This window comes from Rhizobium sp. SVR5-2C, assembly GCF_056755115.1.
Genome location: NZ_JBNDHT010000003.1, coordinates 49,450 through 73,732 on the forward strand (window position 1 = coordinate 49,450; position 24,283 = coordinate 73,732).

Consider the following 24,283-nt stretch of genomic DNA (forward strand, 5'->3'; position numbering starts at 1 on the left):
CCTTCAAGGCTGACCTGGTATTATTGACGCGACTGTGGCGATTGTTGGCGCCCGCTTTGGACATCTGCGGAGGTCAAGGTTGATCCGAATGCCCGAAGCCATCAGGCGGAACAAGTTCGGCCGCTGCGGCTTTGATGTTCATGATGAACAGGACTCTCATCGCAGCATCACTGACATTGGTCCTCTATGGCACCGCCAGTGCTCAGGAGCTTCAGCCGGACGCCATCAACAATGCTTCGATCGCCTCGATTTCGCCGGAGCGGCCGCCCAAGGCCGCGCCCCGACCAGATCCCGCCATCGTTCATCTCCAGGTTCTTCTGGACCGCGCCGGTTCATCTCCTGGGGTAATCGACGGTTTCTACGGCGAGAATGTCACCAAGGCGATTGCCGGATTTGAGGCCATGCAGAGTCTTCCGGTTGACGGAAAGCCGGACCCCGCGGTGATCGGTCGACTTTCAAACGATGGGCCTGTCATCCAGCCTTATGTCATCTCGGAAGACGATGCCAGGGGTCTCGTCGATCGCATTCCCGGAGACTACGCAAAGCAAGCAAAGATGAAGCGCCTCGGATATACAAGCGTCGCGGAGAAACTGTCCGAGCGGTTTCATATGGACATCGACCTTCTCAAGGCGCTCAATCCGGGCTCGGCATTTGCCGTCGGAGGGACTGTGCAGGTCGCGATGCCCGGCGTCGCGAGGGAGGGTAAGGTCAAGCGGATAGAAGCTCGCAGGCAAGCGGGGCAAGTCCTGGCCTTTGCTGAAGATGGCAAGCTGCTTGCCGTCTATCCCGCTACGATCGGCAGCGAAGAGACGCCTTCGCCCTCTGGCATGCACAAGGTCAAGGGCGTCGTTCGAATGCCCACCTACACCTACAACCCCAAAGTCAACTTCCAGCAAGGCAAAAACAGGAAGGTCCTAAAGCTGCCCGGTGGCCCCAACGGACCCGTCGGCAGCGTCTGGATCGATCTGACGGAGCCAACCTACGGGATCCACGGCACGCCGGAACCGTCCCTCATCGACAAGGCCGGATCGCACGGATGCGTTCGCCTGACAAACTGGGATGCGGAGGAATTGGCGGGGATGGTCAAGACCGGCGTGAAGGTCGAGTTCACCGATCACCCCATGTAAGGGCCCCGCCAAGCGGCGGGCGAGACGCCCACGGTCTTCCTGAACGCCCGGCTGAAGGCAGCCTCGGATTCGTATCCGATCTCACGGCCCACGGCGGCCACCTTCATGGAACTGTCGCCAAGAAGGCGCGCGGCAATCTGCATACGCCAGAGCGCTAGGTACTGCATCGGGGCGTGGCCGACGAGATGGGTGAAACGGGCCGCGAGGGCGGCGCGCGACATGCAGGCGCGGCTTGCCAGCTCGTTCAGCGTCCACGGATATGCGGGCTGCTCGTGGAGCATGATCAGGACCTTGCCGATTTGAGGGTCGCGCAGGCCCGAGAGCCAGCCGGTCTCATGAGCCGGAAGGTTCTCCAGATATCGGCGCATCACCTCGACGAAAATGAGTTCACTCAGTCTCATCCGGATGGAGCCGCCGCCAATCCGCGCCCGGCGCGCCTCGGCAAGAGTGAGGTCGATGAGGCTGCTCAAGAGACCTTCGCGCCCGTCGTGCGACCGCTTGATCCGCAGGAGGCGCGGCAGGGTCGAGAGCAGGGGATTGAAGGGCTGCATATCGCAGCCGAGAAAGCCGCAGACGAATTCGCAGCGCGGCTCGCCGCCGCCGCCTTCCCTGGCCACGAACGGCAGCCTGCCCGCCGCCATGGCCCGGAAAAAATCCATCGTCGCTTCGGCGTCGAATTCCGGCGGCTGGCCGGGTTCGCTGAGCATCGAATAGGGGTCGCCATGCGGCAGCACCAGCACGTCACCGGCCTCGAACGACGTGGAGGTGACGTCCGGAATGCCGGCCCAGCCGGAGCCTTTCAGGATGATGTGATAGGACACGATATGCTGGGCGCGCGGCAGGATGATGGAGGAAAACGCCCGCGCCGGCGGCACCGCCACGCCCCAGGGGAACGACGCGTCCACCAGGAAGAACAGCGCGCCCGTCAGCTTGACGGTACCCAGGACGTCCGAAAGCGGGTCGGCGCCGAACGGTCTGTCCCCGGCAGCCGGCTTCACCTCCGAAGAAGCGCCATCTGACCGCCCCGCATCGAGCATCTTGGACGATACGGCAAGCGACAAAGACGTCCGGTCATGGCCTTGGACCATGCTTAGAGAGTATCCTATCCCCGCCGGCATATCCACCGGATGTGCGGCTGCCTGAATTTCAAGGTGGAGGAAGCTATGACGACACTTGAGAAGGTGCGCGGTCCGGCCGAGATCTACGACGCCCATTTCGTGCCGGCGCTGTTTGCGCAATGGGGGCCGGTCGTCGCCGCGGAAGTCGGGGTGCGGAAAGGGGACCGCGTGCTGGACGTGGCTTGCGGTACAGGCGCCCTGACGCTGGCCTTAGCCGAGATCGCCGGCCCTTCGGGCTCGGTTGTCGGGCTCGACGCAAATCCGGAGATGCTGGCGGTTGCGCGCCGCAAGCCGGTGGCGATCGAATGGATCGAAGGAGTGGCCGAGGCACTGCCTTTGCCGGACAACAGCTTCGACGCCGTCGTCAGCCAGTTCGGCTTGATGTTCTTCGAGGACAAGCCGAAGGCGCTTGCCGAGATGATGCGGGTCCTGAAACCGGGGGGCCGTCTGGCCGTTGCGGTGTGCGATGCGGTCGAAAACTCGCCGGGATACGGCACCTTCGCGCCGTTGCTCGACAGGCTGTTCGGCAAGGAGGTGGGGGATGCGTTCCGCGCGCCCTTCAGCCTCGGCGACGCCGGGAGACTGCGTGAAATCTGCAATGGGGCGGGTATACCGGGCGCGGAGATCGTCCAGCGTAATGGAAAGGTCCGCTTCAGGTCGATTGATGCACTGGTGTCGACCGAACGCGCCTGCGTATGGACGCTCGGCGGCGTGCTGACCGACGAACAGTTCGAGCAGCTCCTCAAGGAGGCGAAAACGGCGCTCAGGCCTTTCGTGACCAGTGGCGGCACGATCGAATTCGACATGCCGTCGCTGATCATCAAGGTGCACAAATCTTAGCCTCGAACCTTGAGGACACAGCTCGCTAGGTGCGCGGCCACATGATCTCGCAAAGAGAAAGGGCCGCCTAGAGGCGGCCCTTTCTGCAGCAATCTTTCGCTTTGCTACCGTTAGCTCAGGCGGCCCGCGGCGTGGGCCAGCATCGTATAGACCTTGCCGGTATCCGAGGTCAGGTAGGACTGGGTGATGGTGCGGTCGCGATCGGTGCGGGCGACGTCGGAGAGCAGCTTCTCGAAATCGGCGATATAGCGATCGACGGCGGTCCGGAATTCCGGCTCGCGGTCGTACTTCCGCTTGATCTCATCAAAGGTCTGCTGGCCCTTCAGCGTGTAGAGGCGGCGCGTGAAGACGTCACGTTCGCCGCGCTGATAGCGGCGCCAGAGATCGACCGAGGCATCGTGATCGATGGCGCGGGCGATATCGACCGAGAGCGAATTCAACGATTCGACGACGTGCCGGGGATTACGGTTGTCGCTGGCACGCTGTGCCGGGGCGGGGGCTGGAGCAGCAGGACGGGCCGCAGGCGTTTCCTGAGCGGCTTCGTCACGCGAGGCGCCCCGCAAAAGATCGCTGATCCAGCCACCGGTTTCCTGGCGGGCAGGCGTGGCCGGCGCCGGTGCGGCGCGCTGCGGAGCGGGTGCGGCCGGGCTTGCCGGCGCGATCGTGCCGCGAAGCGTCAAGCCGTCCTCGATCGGCTGGCGGACCGGAGCCGGGGGTGGGGCCGGTTGTGGCGCCGCCGGTGCCAGACGCGGAGCGGGCTGGGCCTGGGCTGCCGCGCGTGCGACCGGCTCGGAGATTTCGAGCTGCTGCGTGGAGCGGCCAACGATCTGCGAGATGTCCTGCAGCGCCTTGATCTGCTCGGCAACGGCACGACGCATCGCGGCTGCGCTTTCCTTGGCTTCTTCCGGAAGGTCGAATGCACCGCGCTTCAGCTCGCTGCGCGTCATGTCGAGTTCCTTGCGGATCTCGCCGGCCGAGCGGCGAATTTCCTCGGTGGCGCCAGAGAAGCGGCCAATCGCCTCGTCGACGGCCTCGCGGAGCGATTCGCGGAGTTTCTGGGAGGCGCCATCTGAAGCGCGGCCCGCCTCGCCGAGCATCCGCTCGACCTCCGAGAGCGATGCCGTCAGGCCGCCGCGAAGGCGGTTCGACAACTCGTTCGAGCGGCGTTCAGCACCGCCGAAGGTTCCTTCGATAGCAGCGTTCGCCTCTTCGCCGGCCTTGGCGATGGTATTGCGCAGCGCGGCGGCGGCTTCCTCGGCCCGCTTTTCGGTCTCCGAGAGCACGCGGCCGACATCGGCGAAGGAAGATTGCACGCCCTGGCGCAGATTGCCGGCGACCTGGTTGGCGCGTTGTTCGGCGCGTTCGAAGGCGGTTTCGACCATGCCCGAGAGCGCATGCATCGTCTTCTCGATGTCTTCGGAACGCTGGACGAGGCTGACCGACAGGCTCTGGAGCGCGCCTTCGCGTTCTTCCAGTGTCGAGACCAGGTTCGACTGCGCAGCGCCGAGCAGGGTCGACGCCTGGGTGAGCACCTTCGAGTGCTCGTCGAAGCGGCTGACGATGCCGCCGACCTGCGCGAGCGTCTGACCCGATATGTTGGAGAGGCGGTCGACCTTGCCTTCGAGAAGGCGGGTGGAGGCTGATACCATTTCCGCAGCCTTGGACGCAGAGTCGGTGAAGCGCGCGGTGGTTTCACCAAGCCGTCCGTCGACGTTGGTCAGATCTTCTGCCGCGCGGTTCATCATATGCGCCATCGAGGCGCTGTTTTCGGACAGGCGCTCGATCAGCGTGTTGACGTTTGCAAGCAGGCTGCCTTCAATTGCGTTGACCGCCGTGGCCGCGCTCTCCGTACGTGCCACGATCGCATTCGCAAGTGCGGCGTTTTCGGCGCGCAGGCGCTCTGCGCTCTGCTCTGCGGCAGACGCGATGCGGGCCGCCGCTTCCTTGCCGGTTTCCGAATAGCGCTCGATGATCGGACGAGCGGTCTCGTCGATGAGGCGCGACAGCTCGGAGGAGCGGCCGGCAAGCATCGAGTTGAGTTCGCGAGTGCGTTCGTCGAGTGTCGAGCGGATGGTATTGCCACGGGCTTCCAGCGCCTTTTCGACATCCGTCAAAGTCGTGTCGATCTCGCGAGCGCGCTCTTCCAGGCCGGAGCGAATTGCGCTGCCGCGGGCTTCAAGGGCGCGATCGACTTCCGCCATCTTTGCAGCGATCTCGTCGCTGGCGGAGGAGATCGTCGTGCGGATCGCGGTACCGCGCGTTTCAAGCGACGACTGTGCGTCCGACAGGGCCTGCGAGATGGCGTTGACCTGGCCGCTGACGAGGCCCTCGGCCTCGGCGACCTTGTTGACGATCGCATTGCCCGCTTCGGAGAAAGTCTGGGCGACGGCGGCAGCCTGACTTGCAAGGCGGTTCTGTGCCTCGGAAACGCGGCTGACGATATGTTCGGAGCGCTCGTCCATGGCACGCGCGAACTCGCCGCTTCTCTGATCGAGGCCTTCGGTGAACTGCTGGCCGGTACGGGCCATCAGTTCTGCCGTGCGTGCGGCTTCGGCGTCCATGCCCTGGGCAGCGTCGGCGACGGCGGTGCGAAGCGTCGATGCGAGGCCAGCGGCCTTGCCCTCGATCGTCTGGTTCACCGCGTTGAGGCCCTGGGTCAGCGCGCGATCCATTGTGGACAGGCGTTCGTCCAGATGTTCGCCGCCGCGATGCATGGCCAGAGCAAGGTTTGCCGTCCGCTCGTCGAGCGAAGACGCGAGACTTTCGGCACGTTCGTCCATCCACGTCTTGAGGCCCGTCGTCCGATCGTCAAGTGCAGCGGTGAGATTGGCGGTGCGCTCGTCGAGCGAGGCCGTTAGATTTGCGGTGCGATCGGCAAGCGATCCGGTGAATTGTGCAGCCCGCTCGTCGAGCGATTGTGTGAGATTTGCCGCACGATCGTCCAGCGACGCCGTGAGATTTGCCGCGCGCTCGTCGACGGCGGTCGTCAGGGTTGTCGCGCTTTCGTCGATCGTTGTTGCCAGACGCGCTGTGCGCTCATCGATTGCGCTGGCGAGCGTATCGCTGGTGCTCTCCAGCACGGTGGTAACGCGCAGCGCGGCATCGTCGCCGAGTTCGCGCAACTGCGAAATGCTCTCCGTGAGCGTCCCGGACAGCCGCAGGCCTGCGGCGTCTACCTGTTCGGCGACACCACCGACGCCGTCGCGGATGCGGTTTTCGAGAGCCGTGAGCCCGGCTTCGACGCGCGAACCGGTTTCGGCAAAGCGGCTCGTCATGCCATCGATGGACTGATCGAGATGCGTGGAAAAGGTTTCTGCGGAACGCGAGATTTCGCCCGCCGCGTCCTGGAAGCGGCCGGCGATCTGGCCGACGCCTTCGCGCAGCCGCTCGTCCAGCGACTTGGCGCTGTTGTCGATTGTCTGGCGGAGCGAAGCTTCGTGATCTTCCAGCGACATTTCGAGCATGCTGGCGCTTGCCGCGACGGAGGCGCTGATGGTCATCGCCTGGTCGGACAGCGTGTCACGGATCTGAGCATGCGCTTCGTTGAGCGAAAGGTTGATCGCGTTCGAACGGTCATCGAGCGTTGCGCGGATGCGCTCGTGGGCGGAGGCAAGGCCGCCGTCGAGGCGGTCGGCTGCTTCGCTGGTCAGCGTTTCCATCCGCGCAGCCGCTTCGCCCGTCAACGTCTCCAGCCGGTCGCTGTTGCGCGTGAGCGTGGAGGAAAGCGCTTCCGCGTGCTGGCCGAGCGAACGTTCGAGCCTGTCCTGATTTTCCGTATACGCGCTGCGGATCGCGTCTGTCTTGTCGGTGAAGGCGCCGGCAACCCGTGCCTCGACGCCCGCAACCGTGTCGAGGATCGCGTTGGTGCGCGCCTCAAGCGCATTGTCGAAGCGGCTCTGGCTGTCGTCGAGCGAGATGGCAAGCGCCATCGTCTTTTCATCGAGGGCGTCGGTCAGGCGGTCGTGGTTGCTGGACAGGGCGTCGACGAGCGCATTGCTGCGCTCGACCATGACGCCATCGATGCGCTCATGGGCAGAATCCAGCGCCTGCGTAATCGCTGCGGCGCGCTGGGAGATCACGTCGTTGAGCTCGTCGGCGCGGCCGAATGCCGAGGTGATCTGCTCCGTGCCGGCGGATACCGCAGCGGTGAGATCGGACGTCGTCGAAAGGAGGGTTTCACGGAATTCCGTGGAACGTGCGGCGAGATTGTTGTGCAGTTCGGACGTGCCGGTGGCAAGCGTCAGCGAAATATCGCCGGTGGCGTTCTGCAGCGCGGAGGACAGTTCGCGGGTGCGGCTCGAAAGGTTCGCCTGTAGTTCGCCGGTGCCGGATGCGAGAGCCTCGGAGAGGTCTCCCTTGGCGTTTTGCAGCGCGGACGTCAGTTCGCTGGTACGGCTCGAGAGATTCGTCTGTAGTTCGGACGTGCCGGATGCCAGGGCTCCGGAAATTTCCTCTCTGGCGCTCTGCAGCGCAAAGGTCAGTTCGCTGGTGCGGCCCGAAAGGCTGCCATGCAGCTCGGAAACGCCGGAGGTCAGCGCCTCGGAGATATCGCCGGTCGCCGCCCGCAGGGCTGTGGTGATCTCGCCGGTGCGCGTGGAGAGCGCCTCGGAGATCTCGTTGACCCTGTTGCCGAGCGCGCCTTCGAGAACTTCCTGGCTGGTGCTCAGCGCCGTTGCCAAAGCGAAGGATTGATCGGTGATCGAAGCGCCAAGCCGCTCGATGCTGGAATTGAGGATGCCGTCGATCGACTCCGATCCGCCTGCGAGCGTCTCGTTGATACGGGCGAGGCTTTCCATCAGCTTGGCATCGAGAGAACCGGTGCGCTTATCGAAGGCGTTCGTAAATTCCGCCACCCGCTCGTCGAACGCCGTCGACATCTGGCCAACGGTTGCCTGCAGACGCTCGTCGAAGAAGCCGGAGCGCAGGTCGAGGTCCATGATCGCCTCATCGGCAGTGGACTGCAGGCTCTGACGGAAGCTTGCACCTTTTTCGTCGAGTGTGGCGTTGAGCTTGGCGAGCACGTCGTCAAGCGCCCCGGTGATGTCGCGTTCACCGCCGGTCAAGCTGTCGTTGATTTCGCGGGTGCGGGCAATCAGGATGTCGTTGAGTTGGCGGGCGCGCTCGTTCAAGGCCGCATTCAGCTTCTCGGCGGTGCTGTCCATCGTGGAGGCGCGGGTTTGGAACTGGCCAATCAGCTTTTCACCATGCGCGCTAAGGCTGGTTGTGAGCGATTCCAGGCGCGTGTCGAATTCATGAGCCAGCGCAAAACCGGACGAGGTCAGTGTCTGCAGCAGCGAATCGGTCTTGGCCGCGAGAAGCGTCCCGAGCGACTGGATCGCCGTTTCCGACTTCTCGGTCAGCGTTGCAGCGCGCGTGTCGATCATCGAGGCGAAGGCCTCGCCGGAGGTCGCCAGCCGGACGGCGATTTCCTCCGTGGCAAGCGAGAGGTCCTCCTTCAGTTGATCGTGGACGCCGACGATCGAGCTGCGAATGCGTTCCGCATGGTTGATGATGGATTCACGCTCGGAGCCGAGTTCGTGCACCAGGCCGCGCACGCGCAGCTCGTTATCGGCATAGCTGCGCTCAAGTGCGTTCACCTCGGAATGAACCAGCGTCTCGAGCTCGGAGGCGCGCGCGATCGTACGCTCGATGCCTTCGTTCATGGCGGAGACTTCGCGGCGAACGGCCTGGCCCACGGTCATGATGCGCTCGGAAGCGATGGTTTCCGGTTCGGAAAGGCGAAGAGCGACTTCCGCCATCGAGCGGGCCGCATTGCGCATGTCCTGGGCACGCGAAATCATGATCGCAAAAGCGTAGAACAGAAGGACCGGCACGACGATGCCGACGATCCCGGCAACGACGCCGGGCAACGCCACGAGATCGGAGAGCGAACGGACCTGCCAGATCTGCGGGGAGTAGAGCAGGGCGATCAGACCGAGACCGCCGACGATCCAAAGCAGCGAGACGAGCGTCGCGTTGCGGACGGCCGGACGCGTCGAGCCGCCGTCCAGCGATTTCAGGATGGTGGCGGCGGTCATGCGGTTGGCGTCGTTTGCCGGCTCCAACGCCGGCGAACGTGGCGCAGGCGGCTCGGGGGGCCGGGCGCCGCGGCCAGGGCGGCGCGGGCTCTGCTCGGACTGATCGCTGCGGGCAGATGGCGTGTCCGATGCTTTGGCTGCCGGAGGGTTGGGCGTTTTGCCGCCGCGAGGCGGTGCGCTTTGCTGGCTGAAGTCGATTTGGAGTGCTTCGTCCAGTGCCTGGAACGCCTTGTCCTCGATCGACTCGCTATATTTATTGTTCGCCATTCGGTTACGCCTCGTTACATCTCAGCCGGTTCAGCCGCATTTCCGGACAGCGCCGCGCCCGGATCTAACCTTTGCCTCTGACGCTTTCCACCCCCCACCGAGGCACGGATAAGCATGTCATTTCAGAGTAGATAGCCGCTTTTGCAAACGGACGGTATCAAAACATTACCACTATCCACTTAGGCCGCAAAGGCACGTACCAGAAACTTACTATACGAGTATCGTAGTGACACATCCGGCCTGCTGAGACAATTAACGAACCCTTGCCAAGCGCTACTCGTTAACATGTTGTTAACATCATTTAACGTTAGGAGAGGCGGAAAATCCGATAATTTCAGCATGTTTAACGGCCGTTAACCATAGCGCGAGAATTCCCTCCGAACTGTCCCGAAATTTAACGCGACTGCCATTCTCCCAACGCAGCATGGCTTTAAAGGCGGCGTCGGAAACAGGAGAATTTGCACATGGCAGCAGTCAGTATCGCGTTCGAGGCGCCGGATAATTCCACGGGGCCATGCCCTTCAAAAGGCCGTCCGATAGACCTTGTTCATCTGGCGAAGCAGACGATGGGCGACAAGGCCCTGGAAGCCGAGGTCCTGCAGATGTTTGCGCGGCAGGCTCGCGCTTGCCTGCAGAAGCTGTCTTCAGGCGACACGAAGAGCATGGCAGCCGTAGCCCATCGTTTGAAAGGCGCAGCGAGCTCGGTCGGTGCCTTCCGGGTGTCTGCTGCGGCGGACAAGCTCGAGGCCGATTGCAGCGATGCGGCCAACATGGCCGCGGTCGGGGCCGCCATCGTGGAGGCTGAAAACTTCATTCTGAAACTCAGCCGCTAGGTCCTGACCTATAGAGCTGAGAATTGTCGGGCGCTCTGTCCGCCGCTCCATGCCGGAGCGGCGGTCTTTTTGTGACCAGCTGCATGGCGCAAACGGAAAAGCCTGTCGTTTTTAAATGTGGAATTAAACCGTGAAGGCGGTCGATGTTGACTGCCTATCAGATTTGTTGGAAGAAAAATTCTGATCCTCCCCTCTACGTTTACCGGAAAACAACATGCCCAAACTGACTATCGTCGCCTTTGACGGCACGCGCTTCGAGCTGGATGCTGACCAAGGCTCCACCGTGATGGAAAATGCCGTGCGTAACTCGGTGCCGGGCATCGAAGCGGAATGCGGCGGCGCATGCGCCTGCGCGACCTGCCACGTTTACGTCGACGATGAGTGGACGGATCGCGTTGGCCCGCCGGAACCGATGGAAGAGGATATGCTCGACTTCGCCTTTGACGTCCGTCCGAGCTCGCGGCTTTCCTGTCAGATCCGGATGAAGGCGGCTCTCGACGGGCTGACCGTGCACGTGCCCGAGCGGCAGGCCTGATCGGCTTCAAAAAGAAGCCTCGCACGCCAGACGGACGAGCGAGGCGAGGCGGGCGCATAACCAATCGGACGAGGGAGGACCGCCCGCGGCTTACAACGCGCCAGGAGAACCAATACGAAAGATCAGGCGTACCCCGTCTAAACTTTCGTATGTGTTCATATTAGCGCGTGGCGGCTGAGTCGCATATCCCATTATGCCGAGAGGCTGTGGAGGACGTGGGCTTTTTTTACACAGGGTTGCTTGTATAGCACACAGTTCCGAGCGGCCCTTGCCCGAAATTTGGCTAATTCCTGCGCGCCGACGCATTGATTCGGTTGCTGAGCAGACGCATCATCCGGCGCTCAAAATTGACGGCCTCGACGCGGTCGAATTGCGCCTGCAACCTGTCGTGCTCTTCTATTCCGCGGCCGGATTCCTCCGAGACCAGCTCCTGCATGGCCTCGCAGCTGCGCTGGGCGGGCAGCGAACGGATCCTTTGCTCCATGCGGCGTGCCATCGTTCGGGCGATTTCCGCGTGACGCTCCTCGTGTCTCTTGATGTCGCTTGAGAGCGCATCCCAGACCATCGACAGTTCCTTGCTTGCGCCCCGGCGGTTTCGCCAGCGTGGCAGGATGATCTGCGTGTGAACGACGACTTTCGCGCTGGCGAGGCGGCAGCGGCCGTTCTTCTGGACGTAGCTTGCCTCGCCGCTGAAGCGGATTTTGGTGGCGCCTGGATGACGGGCCGACGAGCCGCTTGCGGTTGGTCCGCGCCGGCTCAGTTCGTCATCGAGCTGGCCTGCCGTTCTTCCACGGATATCGAAGTAGGAATAAGTCTTAGTCGCAATGACTTCGGCCGCGGCTTGGCTGCAGAGCGCAAGCGTCATGGAAAAAGCAAGCACGAGACGCATATAACGCGAAGCAGAAGGCATTCTTGACGCTACCCGTGTTGAAGTTTGACCGAGCTTGGGGCATAGGCACCCCAAGCGCAATACAGAGCTTAGGCTTTTTTGATCAGTGGGATAACCCCCGTGAGACAGCTTCAAAGCAGTTTCTGGCGGCTGGCACACGGCCGCGAAATAGAACTCGGACCGCGTGGCGTTATCATGGCGATCATCAACGTAACGCCGGATTCCTTTTCCGATGGCGGACGTTATGAAAGCGTCGATGCCGCCGTTGCGCATGCCCTCCAGGCTGTCGCAGACGGGGCGGAGATCATCGACGTCGGTGGGGAGTCGACGCGTCCGGGCGCTGCCTCGGTCAGCCCTTCGGAAGAGCAGGCGCGCGTGCTGCCGGTGATCGAGGCGCTGCGCGGCAGAAGCGACGCACTGATTTCGGTTGATACCTACCGGGCGGAGACGGCGCGGCTTGCGGTCGGGGTCGGCGCGCATATCATCAACGACGTCTTCGGATTGCAGAAGGATGCGGCGATCGCGAAGGTTTCGGCCGATACCGGCGCCGGGCTCTGCCTCATGCATACGGGCCGGGAACGCGAGAAGCTTCCCGACGTGATTGCCGACCAGCATCATTTTCTCGCTCGCTCTCTGGAGATCGCGGCGGAAGCCGGCGTTTCGCGTGAGCGGATCGTGCTCGATCCTGGGTTCGGCTTTGCCAAGGATGCCGATGAGAACCTGGAGCTGATGGCAAGATTTTCCGAGCTGCACCGTTTCGGATTGCCGCTCATCGCCGGGACCTCGCGCAAACGCTTCATAGGCACGGTGACAGGGCACGACGCGGCTGAGCGCGATGTTGCGACGGCAGCGACAAGTGCGCTTTTGCGGTTGCAGGGCGCAGCGGTTTTCCGGGTGCACAATGTCGCAATCAACAGGGACGCACTGGTCATGGCGGATGCTATGCTGGCTGCGCGCAGGAATTTCGAGCGGGGAGAAGGCTGAATGGGCATGCAATATACAATCACGCTGCAAAATTGCGCCTTCTTCGCGCGTCACGGCGTGCACGACGAAGAGGAGTTCCTCGGCCAGCGATTCTTCGTGGATGCCGAGCTCGATGTCATTGCGGGGGACGCTCTCGAAAGCGACTCGATCGACGATACCGTGAATTACGGAGTCGCCTTCGCAGTCATCGAGGAGATCGTGACAGGCAGGCGCCGTTATCTGATCGAATCGCTGGCACTCGATATCGCCAAGGGCCTTTGCGACAAGTTCCACCAGATCACGCGCGCCAAGATTACGGTGCGCAAGCCGAATGCGCCGGTGCCAGGCGTTCTCGATTTCGTACAGGTGAGCATTGAACACTTTGCCGGCCGTTGATGTGAGGTCCGCGACGCTTGGGCTGGGCGGCAATCTCGGCGATCCCGTGAAATCAATGGCTGCCGCGTTGCGGCTGCTCGACGCGCGTGATGATTGCCGCGTCGTCGCGGTTTCGCTGCTCTATCGCACGCCGCCCTGGGGCAAGACGGACCAATCCTTCTTCTTCAATGCATGCGCGGCGCTTGACACGCGGCTCGAACCGGAGGCGCTGCTCGACGTTTGTCTCGGTATCGAGCGAGACATGAAACGCGAGCGCATCGAGCGCTGGGGGCCGCGCACGCTCGACATCGATCTGCTGACTTTCGGCAATCTGGAGCAGGAGGCGCCGCGACTGGAGCTGCCGCATCCGCGCATGACCGACCGCGGGTTCGTTCTCACGCCGCTTGCCGATATAGCGCCGGGCCTCATCGTCAAGGGTCGGACGGTGGCAGACTGGCTTTCCGACGCGGATATCCAGGGCATCGAGGTTGCCGATGCCGACCGCGACTGGTGGCGCAGCAGCTGACAAAAAGAGCGGCGGAGAACCGCCGCTTCATGTTCCCGTATGACCGTATTTCTTACTGAACGGAGCCGACGGTCATTTCATCGACCTGGCGGGTCAGCGTGAGGCCGATGACCGGGATCATGCGGTCGTCGACCTTGACGGACACGGTCACGTTCATCGTCTTGTCGTCGCGGACGCGTGCGATCATCGCGCCGTTCAGCTTGGCGCGGTTCAAGCCGACGACGACCGTATCCTGTGTGACGGTTCCCGAGACCACGTCGAGACCCTTGCCGGCGGCACCATCGAGGAACTTGCCCTTATAGCTGCTACCCGCTTGCGCGATCACGGCTGTCATCGGCTGCTTGAATACGCCCACGCGGCAGGACCCATCCAGCTTGATGCCCGTCCCGCCGTCGTTCACGGCCGAGCCGATCAGATTGCAGCTGAATTTCGTGCCCTTGTATTTGCCGGCGACGATTTCGCCCGGACCCCGCCAAGTGCCCGCTACAGATTCGAAGAAAGCCTTGTCGCGTGTCGCGGCGCTGGCAGCCGTCGTACCATCTGCCATTGGAAACAAGGCCGCGGCGGCGAGCCCGCATACGAAGAGAAACTTGCGCGAATACATGGATTTTCCTTGGCAACCACCACCCGTTCGTAGCTCGGAGTTTTGCCGAATAATGGTTAATGCTTAGTTTCCAATGTGCCGAAATGCACTGGAAGTAAAGGAGTTTTGAAATACCGCAGGATTCAATTTCTGCCGCTAATACGCTGAACTTCCTATCGTTCGCGCATTCGTCCGTTACGGAAGGCGGGCGGGCAGAAAAACGACAGCGATGTCATTTGTTGCTCGTGCGCGCCGCCATCGACGGGGCGAGATCGCCGATGAAATCACCGATCCCGGGGCGCTTCAGCGCGCGAAAGGCAAGCGGACGGCAGAGATCCATCGCCGCTATGCCGATGCGGGCGGTCATCAGCCCGTTGATGACGCCTTCGCCGAGCCGGGCCGAGAGCTTGGAGGCGAGGCCATGACCGAGAACCTGCTGTACGAGGCTGTCGCCGACGGCGATGGAGCCGGTGACGGCGAGATGAGCAAGAACGTCCCGCATCAGGCGGATCATGCCGAGCGTGCCGGGCCTGCCGCCATAGAGCTCCGCCATGGCGCGGATCAGGCGCGAGGCTTCGTACAGGACATAGAGCAGATCGACGACGGCACGGGGGCTAACGGCAGTGACGATCGAAACACGTTTGGATGCATTGACGATCAGCGCTCTCGCCTGCCGGTCCAGAGGCGCCAGCAATTCACGTTCGGCGAGCGCGACGAGATGCGGTGCGTCGATGATGTCGCCTTCGGCGGCCGTCAGGGTCGCGCGGCCCTTGGCGGTCTCGGGCTTGCCAGCAAGCAGACTTGCAAGGTTCTTCACCAGGGCACGCGCCCTGGCGGGCTTCGTCTCAAGGATGGCGGCCTCCGCCTCCGCCTTGATGGTCTGAACCGCGGCAAGGCGCATGATGCCCGCGGTCTCGCGGATCACGATGGCGATGACTGCGAGGATGCCGATCGCGAGCGCCGCCAGCGCCGTGTAGCCCAGCCAGTCCGCACGGGAAAAGAGATCGCGGATCAGGCTGTCGGTCCAGAGACCGAAGGCGAGCGACAGGAGCACACCGAAGGCGCCAAGGGCGATCTTGGCGAAGGACGTACGCCTCTTGCGCGGCGCGGCGACGGGGAAGGGGGCGATATCCCCGTCCGGGTTGAGGAAGGGGTCCTCCTCGTCCGGGGTGAGCACCACTTCGCCGCCAAAGCTTGCGGGTTTGCGGCGTTCGGCCTTCTTTTCCGTCTCAACGGGGCGCGGATCGTCCTCGTAGGCGAAGGCGGCCGGGGCGCGGCGCGGCAGATCTGAATCTCCTGAGGCGGGTTTGCTCATGCGAGACGGTCTCCAAACAGAAACTGCATGGCCCGGTCGAGCCGGATATGCGGTACCGAGAGCTTTATGCCGGCACCGGTTTCCTCGAGCTGCGGCGGCCGGAAGCGAACGACATTCACGTCCGGCAATTGGGCATCTGGGCTTCCGGATTCAATGCTGTCGAACAGGCTCTCCGGGTTTTCCGGAAGATCCCCGGGAAAGATAGCCGTCTTCCTGAGGCCGTCAAAGCGTTCACCGGCGATCGTCTCGCCTTCGATCGGCGTGCCGACGATGACCGGCAATTCGTGACCGTCGCGCTTGACGGTCGCCTCGCGGGTGGCGCGCACGGAGGCAAGCGCCATGACGTCGATGCCAGCGCCAGCCATACCAATCCGCTGAATGGCGCGATCTACGAGACGGCGCGTCAGTGCATCCAGGCGGTCGTGGCTCTCGTGATGCAGATGATCGGCCTTTGTGGCGGCGACAAGAACACGATCGATGCGGCGGCCGAGAAGCGAGGAGAGGAGTGAGTTGGTGCCGGGGCGGAAACAGGCAAGAACGTCGGTCAGCGCCCGTTCCAGGTCCTGCATCGCCTCGGGGCCGCGGTTCAGGGCCTGCAGCGCATCGACAAGAACGATCTGGCGGTCGAGCCGCGCAAAATGTTCGCGGAAGAAAGGTTTGACGACGACGGCTTTATAGGACTCGTAGCGGCGCTCCATCATCGCCCAGAGCGATCCCTTGGCGGGCTTGCCTTTGGATGGAAATTCGAGAGGCGCGAAAGTGAGCGCGGGCGATCCCTCAAGATCGCCGGGCAATAGAAAGCGGCCCGGCGGCAATGTCGACAACGAGCGCTCGTCGGCCTTGCAGGCCTTCAGGTAGCCGGTGAAAGCGGCGGCGAGATCGCGTGCGCGCATCTCATCGGCCGGCGCGTCGACGTCGGCCGCCCCGGTGACTGCCAGCCAGTCGCGGGAGAGTTCCGCGCGGACACCCTTGCGGGCGAGCTCCAGCGTTTCCTCGCTGAATGTCCTGTAGTCCTTGGCAAGAAGCGGCAGATCGAGCAGCCATTCTCCGGGATAATCGACGATATCGATCGAGAGGCGGCCGGGCGAAAACAGACGGTTCCAGCCGCTGGCGCTCTGATACTCCAGCGTGATGCGCAGTTCGGAAATGGCGCGGGTCGAATCCGGCCATATCCGCTCTTTCACCAGAGCGCGGATGTGATCCTCATACTGGAATCGCGGCACCGCGTCGTCCGGTTGATGCTCCAGGCGGACGGCCGATACCCGGCCGGACTGTACGGGCTCGAAAAGCGGCAAGCGCCCGCCGTGCAGCAGGTTATGCACGAGCGACGAGATGAAGACGGTCTTGCCTGAGCGGGAGAGCCCGGTGACCCCGAGGCGGATGGCCGGATTCACGAGGCTTGAGGCGCGATCCGCGAGATTGTCGAGTGCGATGCGCGCGTCGTCGGCGAATGATGTCAGGCTTGGCGGCAAGGCGGGTTTCCGGTTGTCAGTGCTCAAGCATATAGGACGGGAAGCCGTCCACAAAAAGAAGCGGCTTTAATCGCGCAGGAAGTCGGTCAGCTTCCAGCTCGCGGAACCGTTGTCGAAATCGAGGACCGCAAGGCCGGCCGGGGGAAAGCCGCCCGGCAGTGCGCGGAGCAGGGCATCGTGGCCGATGAGCGCTTCCAGTGTTAGCTCGCCCGTCGGATTATGACCGACGAGCATGACGGAGCCGACCGTCTGGGAATCGATGATCTCGAAGTAGATCTGTGGGGTGGCGTTGTAGAGCTCATCGACGTAGCGGATATCCAGCGACAGCCCCATTGCACGATGCATGGCATCGGTGGTCTCGCGGCAACGCCTTGCGGTGGAGCTGATCAAAAGATCCGGCCGGTAGCCTTTGTCGGCTGCGCGGTCGGCGACGATTTCCGCCTCGTCATAACCCTTGTCGCTCAGCGGCCGGTCGAAATCCCGTTCGCCGGGCTGCGCCCAGGCGGCCTCGGCATGCCGCAACAGATAGATTCGTGAAGGCGGAGGCAAAATTGCGGCCATAGAAGAATCCACGAGCGAATGAACCTTTTCAGTAGCCTCCGCCGATCGCCGGCGTCAACCGCATCCGCGCCGCTTGCCGCACAAAACACGAACTACAACACGTCATCTTGAACAAGAAGCAAAATCCAGCAGTCCTAATAGTGCTTGGAAAATAGCCTGTTAGCGTAAAAATATGACAGATTTAAAAATCTGTTAACGTGTCGTATTTGGCTTGAATCGGCGACGGCGCTTGGGATATACACCCGGCCAGATGAGATGTTCTTCAGGAGAATCGCGTTGAGTGAGAAGATCGATCTTAGCAGTTACGTTCCCTCGGAGGACGAGGAATTTATGAACACAAACCAGCGGGCTTACTTCAGAGCTAAGCTGGTCGCATGGAAAAACGACATCCTTAGAGAAGCGCGCGAGACACTGGACCATCTCGCTGAGGAAAGCGCCAATCATCCGGACCTCGCAGACCGGGCTTCTTCCGAAACAGATCGGGCGATTGAACTACGGGCCCGCGACCGGCAGCGAAAGCTGATCTCCAAGATCGATGCAGCATTGCAGCGTATCGAAGACGGTACCTACGGCTATTGCGAGGAAACAGGCGAGCCGATCGGCATCAAGCGTCTCGACGCGCGGCCGATCGCAACGCTGTCGATCGAAGCGCAGGAGCGCCACGAGCGGCGCGAAAAGGTCTATCGGGACGAATAGGCCTTCAGGCGCTCCTCAAACAAAAAAAGCACCGCCGTCGCGGTGCCTTTTTTGTTCGCGCAGCGCGCTTATTTTTCGCGGTTGACGCTCATCTCGCCAAAGATACGCGCCACTTCCTTCTGTAGGTCGGAATCGGCGCCGGTGATCGGCGCCATTTCCGGATCGCGGCGCGGCAGGCTGCCGGACGGCGACGGAGCAGGCCGGGCAGGGGCGTTGGCAACAGGTACGACGCGCTGCGCAGCCAGCGTATTGTCCATCTCTTCTTGAAGGATCCGTTCGAAATCGCTGACTGAGCTCTTTGGAGCGGCGGCGGCTGCCTCGCCTCTGACCACCGGTATGCCTTGCTCGACGGTTGGCGGGCTTTGCGCCGGTCGGGTCGAGAGCTGCGGCTCCAATCGCTGCTGCGGCAGCACCCGCTGGCGCGCGGCATCGAGGACATCGGCGGCGCTGGCTGCCTCCACAACCGGGGCGACTGGGCGTTCCGGAGCCTTTTCGGGAGCCCTTGGAATGACGGGCGGCTGTGCAGCAGACGGGGCGGTCTCGGGTTCGATGTTTGCTGCCGGAACCGGTGGCGCCGCCATAGGCGGTATTGCGGGCGCCGGTGCAGGATGCGCCGCAACAACGCGTTCGGGGGGACCAGAACGTGGCTCGACGGCGGGCGCAGGAGTTCGGACCTCCGGCGCTTCAGCTTCACGCTCGACGGGTGCTGCCAGCTTCGGCTGCGGCACCACCGGCGGTTCTGGCGCTGCGATCACCGGGGTAGGCTGGGGCGCCGGTATGGGCTTGAAAGCGGGCTCGAATCGATCTTCGCTCTCCTGCCCAATCCGGCTTTCGATGACGATGTCGGTCGGGCCGCCGATCATGATGAGATGCTCGACATCGTCACGGCGCACGAGCACCAGCCGGCGGCGCGTATCGACAGCTGCCGCATCCAGAACCTGCAGACGGGGCTGACGATTCTTGCCGCCGCGCACGAAAGGCGAAGGCGCCCGGCTGCGGAGGATCCAGAAGATGCCGATCAAGACCAGCAGGGCGATGCCGACCCCGCCGGCTGCGAGGAGGAAACGGCTGCCATAAGCGCCCATTACATCGTCGAACATGATCCTTTACTCCCGTTGCGGCCTCATCATATGTGACGGCTTTTCAATTCCTTAGGCAATAGGTCGCATGCTTGTCCAGTCACGGCGGCGTCGCAAGCGCAGGTTTCATCCGGAAATACTTGGTTGCGAAACTGGCCCTGTTGCCTGTGAATTCAAGCTTTCTTGGCCACTCACAGTGTTTTTGCAAGCGCCGCAAATTGCTAATAATGAACGAACGCCTGATTCCTGCTTTGTCTTAAGATTATCACAAAGCCAGACAGGCTCATGCGAGGAATAGATGACGACACCACGTCAGGCTGACGACTACAACGCCCCGATCGTGGATCGCGGAGGGCGCTCCGGGACGGCTGTTCGCATCATTCTTCTGGCGCTGGTGCTTGTTGCTGCCGCGGCAGCATTTGTTTTCTTCAAAGAGTCACTCGATAACCAGATGGTGCTTGGTGTCCTTGGCGTGCTGGCAATGGTCGGCATCTTCTTCCTGGTTTCCTCGGTCATCGGCTTCATCGAAGTGATGCCGCAACGGCAATCGGACAGCCTCGCCCGGTCGTTTCTCAACAGCCACCCCGACGGTTCGCTGATTACCGACGAGAAGGGCCGCATCATCTACGCCAACGCTGCCTACGGGAAGCTCACCGGCGCGCGCAAGCCGACCGAGGTCCAGACGCTTGAAGCGCTGCTTTCCCGGCATCGGGAGTCGAACGAGGCGTTGTACCGGCTGACGAACGGGCTTCGAGAGGGCCGGGAGGGGCAGGAGGAATTCCGTCTGCTGCGGGCTCTTGGGCCGTCGTCGAACGGTTCGGGCGCTCATTGGTACCGCCTCAAGGCGCGAACGCTGAAAACCGAGGAGAGCCCCCGAAAGCCCCTGCATATCTGGCAGATCAGCGACATCACCTCCGAGCGGGACGACCAGGAGCGATTCTTCAAGGAACTGCAGAACGCGATCGACTATCTTGACCATGCGCCGGCCGGCTTCTTCTCAGCGGGGCGCAAGGGCGAGATCTTCTACGTGAATGCGACGCTTGCCGAATGGCTGGGAGTCGATCTCACCAAGTTTGTGCCAGGGTCGATGACGATCGGCGATCTCGTGGCGGGCGGCGGGCTGGCTCTCATCCAATCGGTGCAGGCCGAGCCCGGGCTCAAGAAGACGGACACGCTTGACCTCGACCTCAAGAAGGCGAACGGCCAGAGCCTGCCGGTTCAGATTGTCCACAGCGTGACGTCCACACGCGACGGCGCACCGGGCGAAAGCCGGACGATCGTGCTAAGGCGGCAGGCGGGCACCGAGAGCGAGCAGTCGGCTTCGGCTGCCGCGATGCGCTTTACACGCTTCTTCAACAACACGCCGATGGCGATCGCGTCGGTCGACGGGAACGGCCGTATCCTTCGCACGAATGCGCCGTTCCTCAAGCTCTTCTCCGGCATCGTGTCGCGCGACGATGTCGACAATGGCGCAGCCCTCGAAGTCATCGTTCAGGAAAGCGACCGCCAGAGGCTGACGGATGCGCTGGCCGCCGCGAAGGACCGCCAGGGCGATATTGCGCCGATCGATTCACGCATGCCGAACGACGAAGGGCGGCATTTCCGCTTCTACGTCAACGCCGTCATCGATCAAAGCGACGAGGCGCCGGAAGAAGCGGCCATCGTCTACGCCGTCGAGACGACGGAACAGAAGGCGCTGGAAGCCCAGATGGCCCAGACGCAGAAAATGAATGCAGTCGGCACGCTTGCGGGCGGCATAGCGCACGACTTCAACAACGTGCTGACGGCGATCCTTTTGTCTTCCGACCATCTGCTGCTGCAGGCGCGTCCCGCCGATGCAAGCTTTGCCGATCTGATGGAAATCAAGCGCAATGCCAACCGCGCGGCCGTTCTCGTGCGCCAGCTGCTGGCGTTCTCGCGCAAGCAGACGATGCGGCCGACCGTCTTGACCCTCACGGATGTCGTCGGCGATCTGCGCATGCTCGTCGACCGGTTGCTGTCCGGCACAAACGTCAAGCTCGATGTCGAATACGGCCGCGACCTCTGGCCGGTAAAGACCGACCTGTCGCAGTTCGAGCAGGTGCTGATCAATCTTTGCGTCAACGCGCGCGATGCCATGCCCGAGGGCGGCAAGCTGACGCTGCGCACCCGCAACGTGACGGCGGCCGAGGTGGCCGGGTTCAATTATTCCTACATGCCGCATGAGGATATGGTGCTGGTCGAGGTCGCCGACACGGGGACCGGGATCGCGCCCGAGATCATGGACAAGATCTTCGAGCCCTTCTTCACGACCAAGGAGGTGGGCAAGGGAACGGGTCTCGGGCTTGCGATGGTCTACGGCATCGTCAAGCAATCCGGCGGCTACATTCAGCCGGAATCCGAAGTCGGCAAGGGAACCACGTTCCGCATCTTCCTGCCTCGCCATATTGCCGATGCGGCTGTTGCCGCCGAGGCCGAAGCTCTCGAGGTGATGGAAGCCGGACAGTCCGAGCAGGCGGCCGCAGCTCAGCCGGAGCAGCCGGAAGACCTGACGGGCAATGCCGTCATCCTGCTCGTCGAGGACGAGGAGGCAGTGCGCCGGGGCGGCAAGCGAATGCTGGAGACCCGCGGCTATACGGTCCACGAGGCAGGTTCAGGCACCGAAGCACTCGACATCATGGACGAACTGGACGGCAAGGTGGACGTCGTCGTTTCGGATGTCGTCATGCCGGAAATGGACGGGCCGTCGCTGTTGCGCGAACTGCGCAAGAGATATCCGGACATGAAGTTCATCTTTGTTTCCGGCTATGCGGAAGACGCTTTTGCCCGCAATCTGCCGCCGGACGCCAAGTTCGGCTTCCTGCCGAAGCCCTTCTCGCTGAAGCAGCTTGCCGTCGTCGTCAAGGAAACTCTCGAAAGCGAATAGGGAGGCGGCAAGCGCCTCCCGCGGACTTCAATCGTCCAGTGCGACGGCGATCTCGGCTGCCAGACGTGCGTTGTTCTCGACCAGCGCGATATTGGTCTTAAGGCTGCGGCCTTCCGTCAGATCGAAGATGGTGCTGAGGAGATAGGGCGTAACGGCCTTGCCAAAGATTTCATCGCGCTCGGCACTGTCCAGCGCCCGCTCGATATAGATCTCCATCTCCTCGCGCGGGATCTCGTCGGCTTCCGGGACCGGATTGGCAACGAGCATGCCGCCGTCGATGCCGAGCTGCTCGCGGGTGGCCTGGAAATTGGCGATGGCGGCCGGGCTGTTCAGCGACAGGGGGCTTCTCAAGCCCGAGGAGCGCGACCAGAAGGCCGGAAACTCTTCGCTTTCGTAGGTGACGACCGGGACGCCGCTGGTTTCCAGCACTTCGAGTGTCTTCGGAATGTCGAGGATCGCCTTGGCGCCGGCGCAGACGACGATGACGCCGGTGCGGGCAAGTTCCGGCAGGTCAGCGGAGATATCGAAGCTTTCTTCGGCACCCCGATGTACGCCGCCGATACCGCCGGTGGCAAAGACCTTGATGCCGGCGCGGGCCGCCGCAATCATCGTTGCGGCAACCGTTGTGGCGCCCGTGCGGCGCTCGGCAACTGCGAAGGCGAGGTCGGCACGCGAGACCTTCATCACGTCTTTTTCCTGCGCGAGCTTCTCGAGCTCCTCCGGCTCCAACCCGACATGCAGAATGCCGTGAATGACGGCAATCGTTGCCGGCGCTGCACCCTGCTCGCGGATGATCGCCTCGACGCTGCGGGCCATTTCGATATTGCCGGGGTAAGGCATGCCATGGGTGATGATGGTCGATTCGAGTGCCACCAGCGGCGCGCCGCGCTGCTTTGCAGCGGCAACCTCCTTGGAATAGGAGACCGGCAGGAGAGGGGAGATCGGTTTGGTCATTGTCTCTTCCGTTTCATCGGTGCTGCAGATTCAATGCAGAATTCTTGCGCTCTGAACAAGAGCCAGTGTGTCCGCAAGCAGGCTGGGTGTCAGCCTTTCATTGACGGCATGCGGCGACTGGACGGTCAGCGCGGCCGCCGCCGCGCCATGCCGGATGGCCTCCTCGAGCGGCGCCCCGTGCATCAAGGCGGAAAGGATGCCGGCTGCGAGCGAGTCGCCTGCACCGGTGACGTCGGCGACGGTCTCGACCGATGGAGGCTGCAGGCAGAAGGCGCCATCCGGGCCGAAAGCGATCAGCTCGCGCTGCCCGCGCGTGACGACGCCGCCTTTGAGGCCCATGTCGCCGAGCAGTGACAGCCAGTCTTCCGGCCTCTCCGGGCGCCGGCCGGTCAGGGCCGCGGCTTCCGCCTCGTTGAGGAAAAGATGGTCGATGCCACTAATGGAAGGCCTGAGCTTGACGACCTTTGCCGGGGATATGGCGATCGCGGCAACCGGTTTGCCGAGCGCATTGGCGCGGCTCACGAGCGCGGTGATCGTATCTTCCGGCAGGTTTGCGTCGAAAAGGATGAGGTCGGTGGCGGCGAAGGCTTCGCGCACCCAGCGGATCGCCAGCCGTCGCGGGACGAAGTAGCGGTAGAGTTCCATGTCGGCCAGCGCCACCACCAGATTGCCATCCCGCTCGATTATCGCGGTGTAACTTGGGGTCTTGCGGTCGAGAAAGACGAAGGGCCGGTCGTCGATACCGGCCGCGTAGGCTGCCTCCGTCACCAATTCGCCCGTCGGATCGCCGCCGCGCGGGGAAATCATCGTCACATCGAAGCCGAGCCGCGCGAGGTTCCTGGCGGCATTGAAGGCGCCGCCGCCCGGCTCCTCGAACCATTCGCCGGGGTTGCTGGCCCCCGGCGCCGTCTCGCCGGAGATACGCCCGCGCCGATCGATATGCGCGCCGCCGAGAACGAGAATCCTGTTCTTCATGTCTTCAGTTCCCGATGATCGAATCGACGGGGCCGCAGAGGAGCCCCCGCGTGCTTGCGCCGCAATCTAAGCCGTTGCTTTGCATCAATAAAACAAACGTAGAACACAGACCGTTTTGCCTTTTTCTTTCAACCATTTGGACCCCACTTGCGAAATGAGAACAAATGGCGTACAAACCCGATATCAACGGCGACATTGCTAGAGCGGCTTCAATAACCTAAAGGTGGATCGA

19 protein-coding genes are annotated in these 24,283 nt (G+C 62.7%); 9 read left to right on the forward strand and 10 right to left on the reverse strand.

Going from position 1 to position 24,283, the window contains the following annotated elements:
* The first annotated feature begins 134 nt into the window (after positions 1-134).
* Positions 135-1,127, forward strand: a complete 993-nt coding sequence (locus ACPYOI_RS01565) for a L,D-transpeptidase family protein (protein WP_481414938.1) — start codon at positions 135-137, stop codon at positions 1,125-1,127.
* Here ACPYOI_RS01565 and ACPYOI_RS01570 read toward each other — a convergent pair.
* On the reverse strand, positions 1,115-2,188 hold the full coding sequence (locus ACPYOI_RS01570; RefSeq protein WP_481422494.1) for an AraC family transcriptional regulator: 1,074 nt from the start codon (positions 2,186-2,188) through the stop codon (positions 1,115-1,117). The genes ACPYOI_RS01565 and ACPYOI_RS01570 overlap by 13 nt on opposite strands.
* Before the next feature lie 102 nt (positions 2,189-2,290).
* Between ACPYOI_RS01570 and ACPYOI_RS01575 the strand changes: the two genes are divergently transcribed.
* Positions 2,291-3,085 (forward strand): class I SAM-dependent methyltransferase, encoded by a 795-nt coding sequence (locus ACPYOI_RS01575; RefSeq protein WP_481414940.1) that lies wholly within the window; start codon positions 2,291-2,293, stop codon positions 3,083-3,085.
* Between the two features lie 110 nt (positions 3,086-3,195).
* Here the strand turns inward: ACPYOI_RS01575 and ACPYOI_RS01580 are convergent, their stop codons facing one another.
* A complete protein-coding gene (locus ACPYOI_RS01580) occupies positions 3,196-9,390 on the reverse strand; it encodes an apolipoprotein A-IV repeat region-like domain-containing protein (protein WP_481422495.1) in 6,195 nt (2,064 codons plus the stop codon).
* Positions 9,391-9,854: 464 nt separating this feature from the next.
* Here ACPYOI_RS01580 and ACPYOI_RS01585 point away from each other — a divergent pair, with 464 nt between their 5' ends.
* Positions 9,855-10,223 carry an Hpt domain-containing protein gene (locus ACPYOI_RS01585; RefSeq protein ID WP_481414942.1) on the forward strand — a complete coding sequence of 123 codons (369 nt, stop codon included), beginning with the start codon at positions 9,855-9,857 and terminating at the stop codon, positions 10,221-10,223.
* A 214-nt stretch (positions 10,224-10,437) separates the two neighbouring features.
* Positions 10,438-10,758: a 2Fe-2S iron-sulfur cluster-binding protein gene (locus ACPYOI_RS01590; RefSeq protein WP_168831108.1), complete on the forward strand. Its 321-nt coding sequence runs from the start codon at positions 10,438-10,440 to the stop codon at positions 10,756-10,758.
* A gap of 283 nt (positions 10,759-11,041) precedes the next feature.
* Here ACPYOI_RS01590 and ACPYOI_RS01595 read toward each other — a convergent pair whose 3' ends face one another.
* On the reverse strand, positions 11,042-11,668 hold the full coding sequence (locus ACPYOI_RS01595) for a DUF922 domain-containing Zn-dependent protease (protein WP_481414943.1): 627 nt from the start codon (positions 11,666-11,668) through the stop codon (positions 11,042-11,044).
* A gap of 99 nt (positions 11,669-11,767) precedes the next feature.
* On the opposite strand from ACPYOI_RS01595, the gene folP reads away from it, so the two are divergent.
* From folP to folK, 3 genes are read left to right on the forward strand one after another with little or no spacing between them, the layout of a single operon-like run.
* Positions 11,768-12,631: a dihydropteroate synthase gene (gene folP / locus ACPYOI_RS01600; RefSeq protein WP_481414944.1), complete on the forward strand. Its 864-nt coding sequence runs from the start codon at positions 11,768-11,770 to the stop codon at positions 12,629-12,631.
* Positions 12,632-13,006, forward strand: a complete 375-nt coding sequence (folB, locus tag ACPYOI_RS01605) for a dihydroneopterin aldolase (protein WP_168831111.1) — start codon at positions 12,632-12,634, stop codon at positions 13,004-13,006. It begins immediately after the preceding gene.
* Position 13,007: 1 nt separating this feature from the next.
* A complete protein-coding gene (gene folK, locus ACPYOI_RS01610; RefSeq protein ID WP_481414945.1) occupies positions 13,008-13,511 on the forward strand; it encodes a 2-amino-4-hydroxy-6-hydroxymethyldihydropteridine diphosphokinase in 504 nt (167 codons plus the stop codon).
* A 52-nt stretch (positions 13,512-13,563) separates the two neighbouring features.
* Here folK and ACPYOI_RS01615 read toward each other — a convergent pair whose 3' ends face one another.
* The 4 genes from ACPYOI_RS01615 to ACPYOI_RS01630 form a co-directional block, all read right to left on the reverse strand.
* A complete protein-coding gene (locus ACPYOI_RS01615) occupies positions 13,564-14,115 on the reverse strand; it encodes a hypothetical protein (protein WP_481414946.1) in 552 nt (183 codons plus the stop codon).
* Positions 14,116-14,326: 211 nt separating this feature from the next.
* Positions 14,327-15,409, reverse strand: coding sequence for a YcjF family protein (locus tag ACPYOI_RS01620; protein ID WP_168831113.1), 1,083 nt, complete (start codon positions 15,407-15,409; stop codon positions 14,327-14,329).
* Entirely contained in the window at positions 15,406-16,881 is a 1,476-nt protein-coding gene (locus ACPYOI_RS01625) for a YcjX family GTP-binding protein (RefSeq protein ID WP_481414947.1), read from the reverse strand. The genes ACPYOI_RS01620 and ACPYOI_RS01625 overlap by 4 nt, the downstream gene beginning before the upstream one ends.
* Before the next feature lie 66 nt (positions 16,882-16,947).
* Positions 16,948-17,442, reverse strand: coding sequence for a SixA phosphatase family protein (locus ACPYOI_RS01630; RefSeq protein WP_168831115.1), 495 nt, complete (start codon positions 17,440-17,442; stop codon positions 16,948-16,950).
* Positions 17,443-17,718: 276 nt separating this feature from the next.
* Here ACPYOI_RS01630 and dksA point away from each other — a divergent pair, with 276 nt between their 5' ends.
* Complete coding sequence (dksA, locus tag ACPYOI_RS01635; RefSeq protein WP_168831116.1) at positions 17,719-18,138, forward strand: RNA polymerase-binding protein DksA; 420 nt, start codon at positions 17,719-17,721, stop codon at positions 18,136-18,138.
* A gap of 68 nt (positions 18,139-18,206) precedes the next feature.
* Here the strand turns inward: dksA and ACPYOI_RS01640 are convergent, their stop codons facing one another.
* Positions 18,207-19,238, reverse strand: a complete 1,032-nt coding sequence (locus ACPYOI_RS01640; protein ID WP_481414948.1) for a flagellar biosynthetic protein FliO — start codon at positions 19,236-19,238, stop codon at positions 18,207-18,209.
* A gap of 277 nt (positions 19,239-19,515) precedes the next feature.
* Here ACPYOI_RS01640 and cckA point away from each other — a divergent pair, with 277 nt between their 5' ends.
* Positions 19,516-22,122 (forward strand): cell cycle histidine kinase CckA, encoded by a 2,607-nt coding sequence (gene cckA, locus ACPYOI_RS01645; RefSeq protein WP_481414949.1) that lies wholly within the window; start codon positions 19,516-19,518, stop codon positions 22,120-22,122.
* A gap of 27 nt (positions 22,123-22,149) precedes the next feature.
* Here the strand turns inward: cckA and ACPYOI_RS01650 are convergent, their stop codons facing one another.
* Positions 22,150-23,076, reverse strand: coding sequence for a pseudouridine-5'-phosphate glycosidase (locus tag ACPYOI_RS01650; protein WP_481422496.1), 927 nt, complete (start codon positions 23,074-23,076; stop codon positions 22,150-22,152).
* A 30-nt stretch (positions 23,077-23,106) separates the two neighbouring features.
* Positions 23,107-24,051 carry a carbohydrate kinase family protein gene (locus tag ACPYOI_RS01655; protein ID WP_481414951.1) on the reverse strand — a complete coding sequence of 315 codons (945 nt, stop codon included), beginning with the start codon at positions 24,049-24,051 and terminating at the stop codon, positions 23,107-23,109.
* Positions 24,052-24,283: the final 232 nt, after the last annotated feature.

What these genes read in the sequence shown, in the direction of transcription:
- ACPYOI_RS01565 (WP_481414938.1), top strand. Translation starts at nt 135, where the DNA reads ATGTTCATGATGAACAGGACTCTCATCGCAGCATCACTGACATTGGTC.
- ACPYOI_RS01575 (WP_481414940.1), top strand. Translation starts at nt 2,291, where the DNA reads ATGACGACACTTGAGAAGGTGCGCGGTCCGGCCGAGATCTACGACGCC.
- ACPYOI_RS01580 (WP_481422495.1), bottom strand. Translation starts at nt 9,390, where the DNA reads ATGGCGAACAATAAATATAGCGAGTCGATCGAGGACAAGGCGTTCCAG.
- ACPYOI_RS01585 (WP_481414942.1), top strand. Translation starts at nt 9,855, where the DNA reads ATGGCAGCAGTCAGTATCGCGTTCGAGGCGCCGGATAATTCCACGGGG.
- ACPYOI_RS01590 (WP_168831108.1), top strand. Translation starts at nt 10,438, where the DNA reads ATGCCCAAACTGACTATCGTCGCCTTTGACGGCACGCGCTTCGAGCTG.
- ACPYOI_RS01595 (WP_481414943.1), bottom strand. Translation starts at nt 11,668, where the DNA reads ATGCCTTCTGCTTCGCGTTATATGCGTCTCGTGCTTGCTTTTTCCATG.
- folB (WP_168831111.1), top strand. Translation starts at nt 12,632, where the DNA reads ATGGGCATGCAATATACAATCACGCTGCAAAATTGCGCCTTCTTCGCG.
- ACPYOI_RS01615 (WP_481414946.1), bottom strand. Translation starts at nt 14,115, where the DNA reads ATGTATTCGCGCAAGTTTCTCTTCGTATGCGGGCTCGCCGCCGCGGCC.
- ACPYOI_RS01620 (WP_168831113.1), bottom strand. Translation starts at nt 15,409, where the DNA reads ATGAGCAAACCCGCCTCAGGAGATTCAGATCTGCCGCGCCGCGCCCCG.
- ACPYOI_RS01630 (WP_168831115.1), bottom strand. Translation starts at nt 17,442, where the DNA reads ATGGCCGCAATTTTGCCTCCGCCTTCACGAATCTATCTGTTGCGGCAT.
- ACPYOI_RS01640 (WP_481414948.1), bottom strand. Translation starts at nt 19,238, where the DNA reads ATGTTCGACGATGTAATGGGCGCTTATGGCAGCCGTTTCCTCCTCGCA.
- cckA (WP_481414949.1), top strand. Translation starts at nt 19,516, where the DNA reads ATGACGACACCACGTCAGGCTGACGACTACAACGCCCCGATCGTGGAT.
- ACPYOI_RS01650 (WP_481422496.1), bottom strand. Translation starts at nt 23,076, where the DNA reads ATGACCAAACCGATCTCCCCTCTCCTGCCGGTCTCCTATTCCAAGGAG.
- ACPYOI_RS01655 (WP_481414951.1), bottom strand. Translation starts at nt 24,051, where the DNA reads ATGAAGAACAGGATTCTCGTTCTCGGCGGCGCGCATATCGATCGGCGC.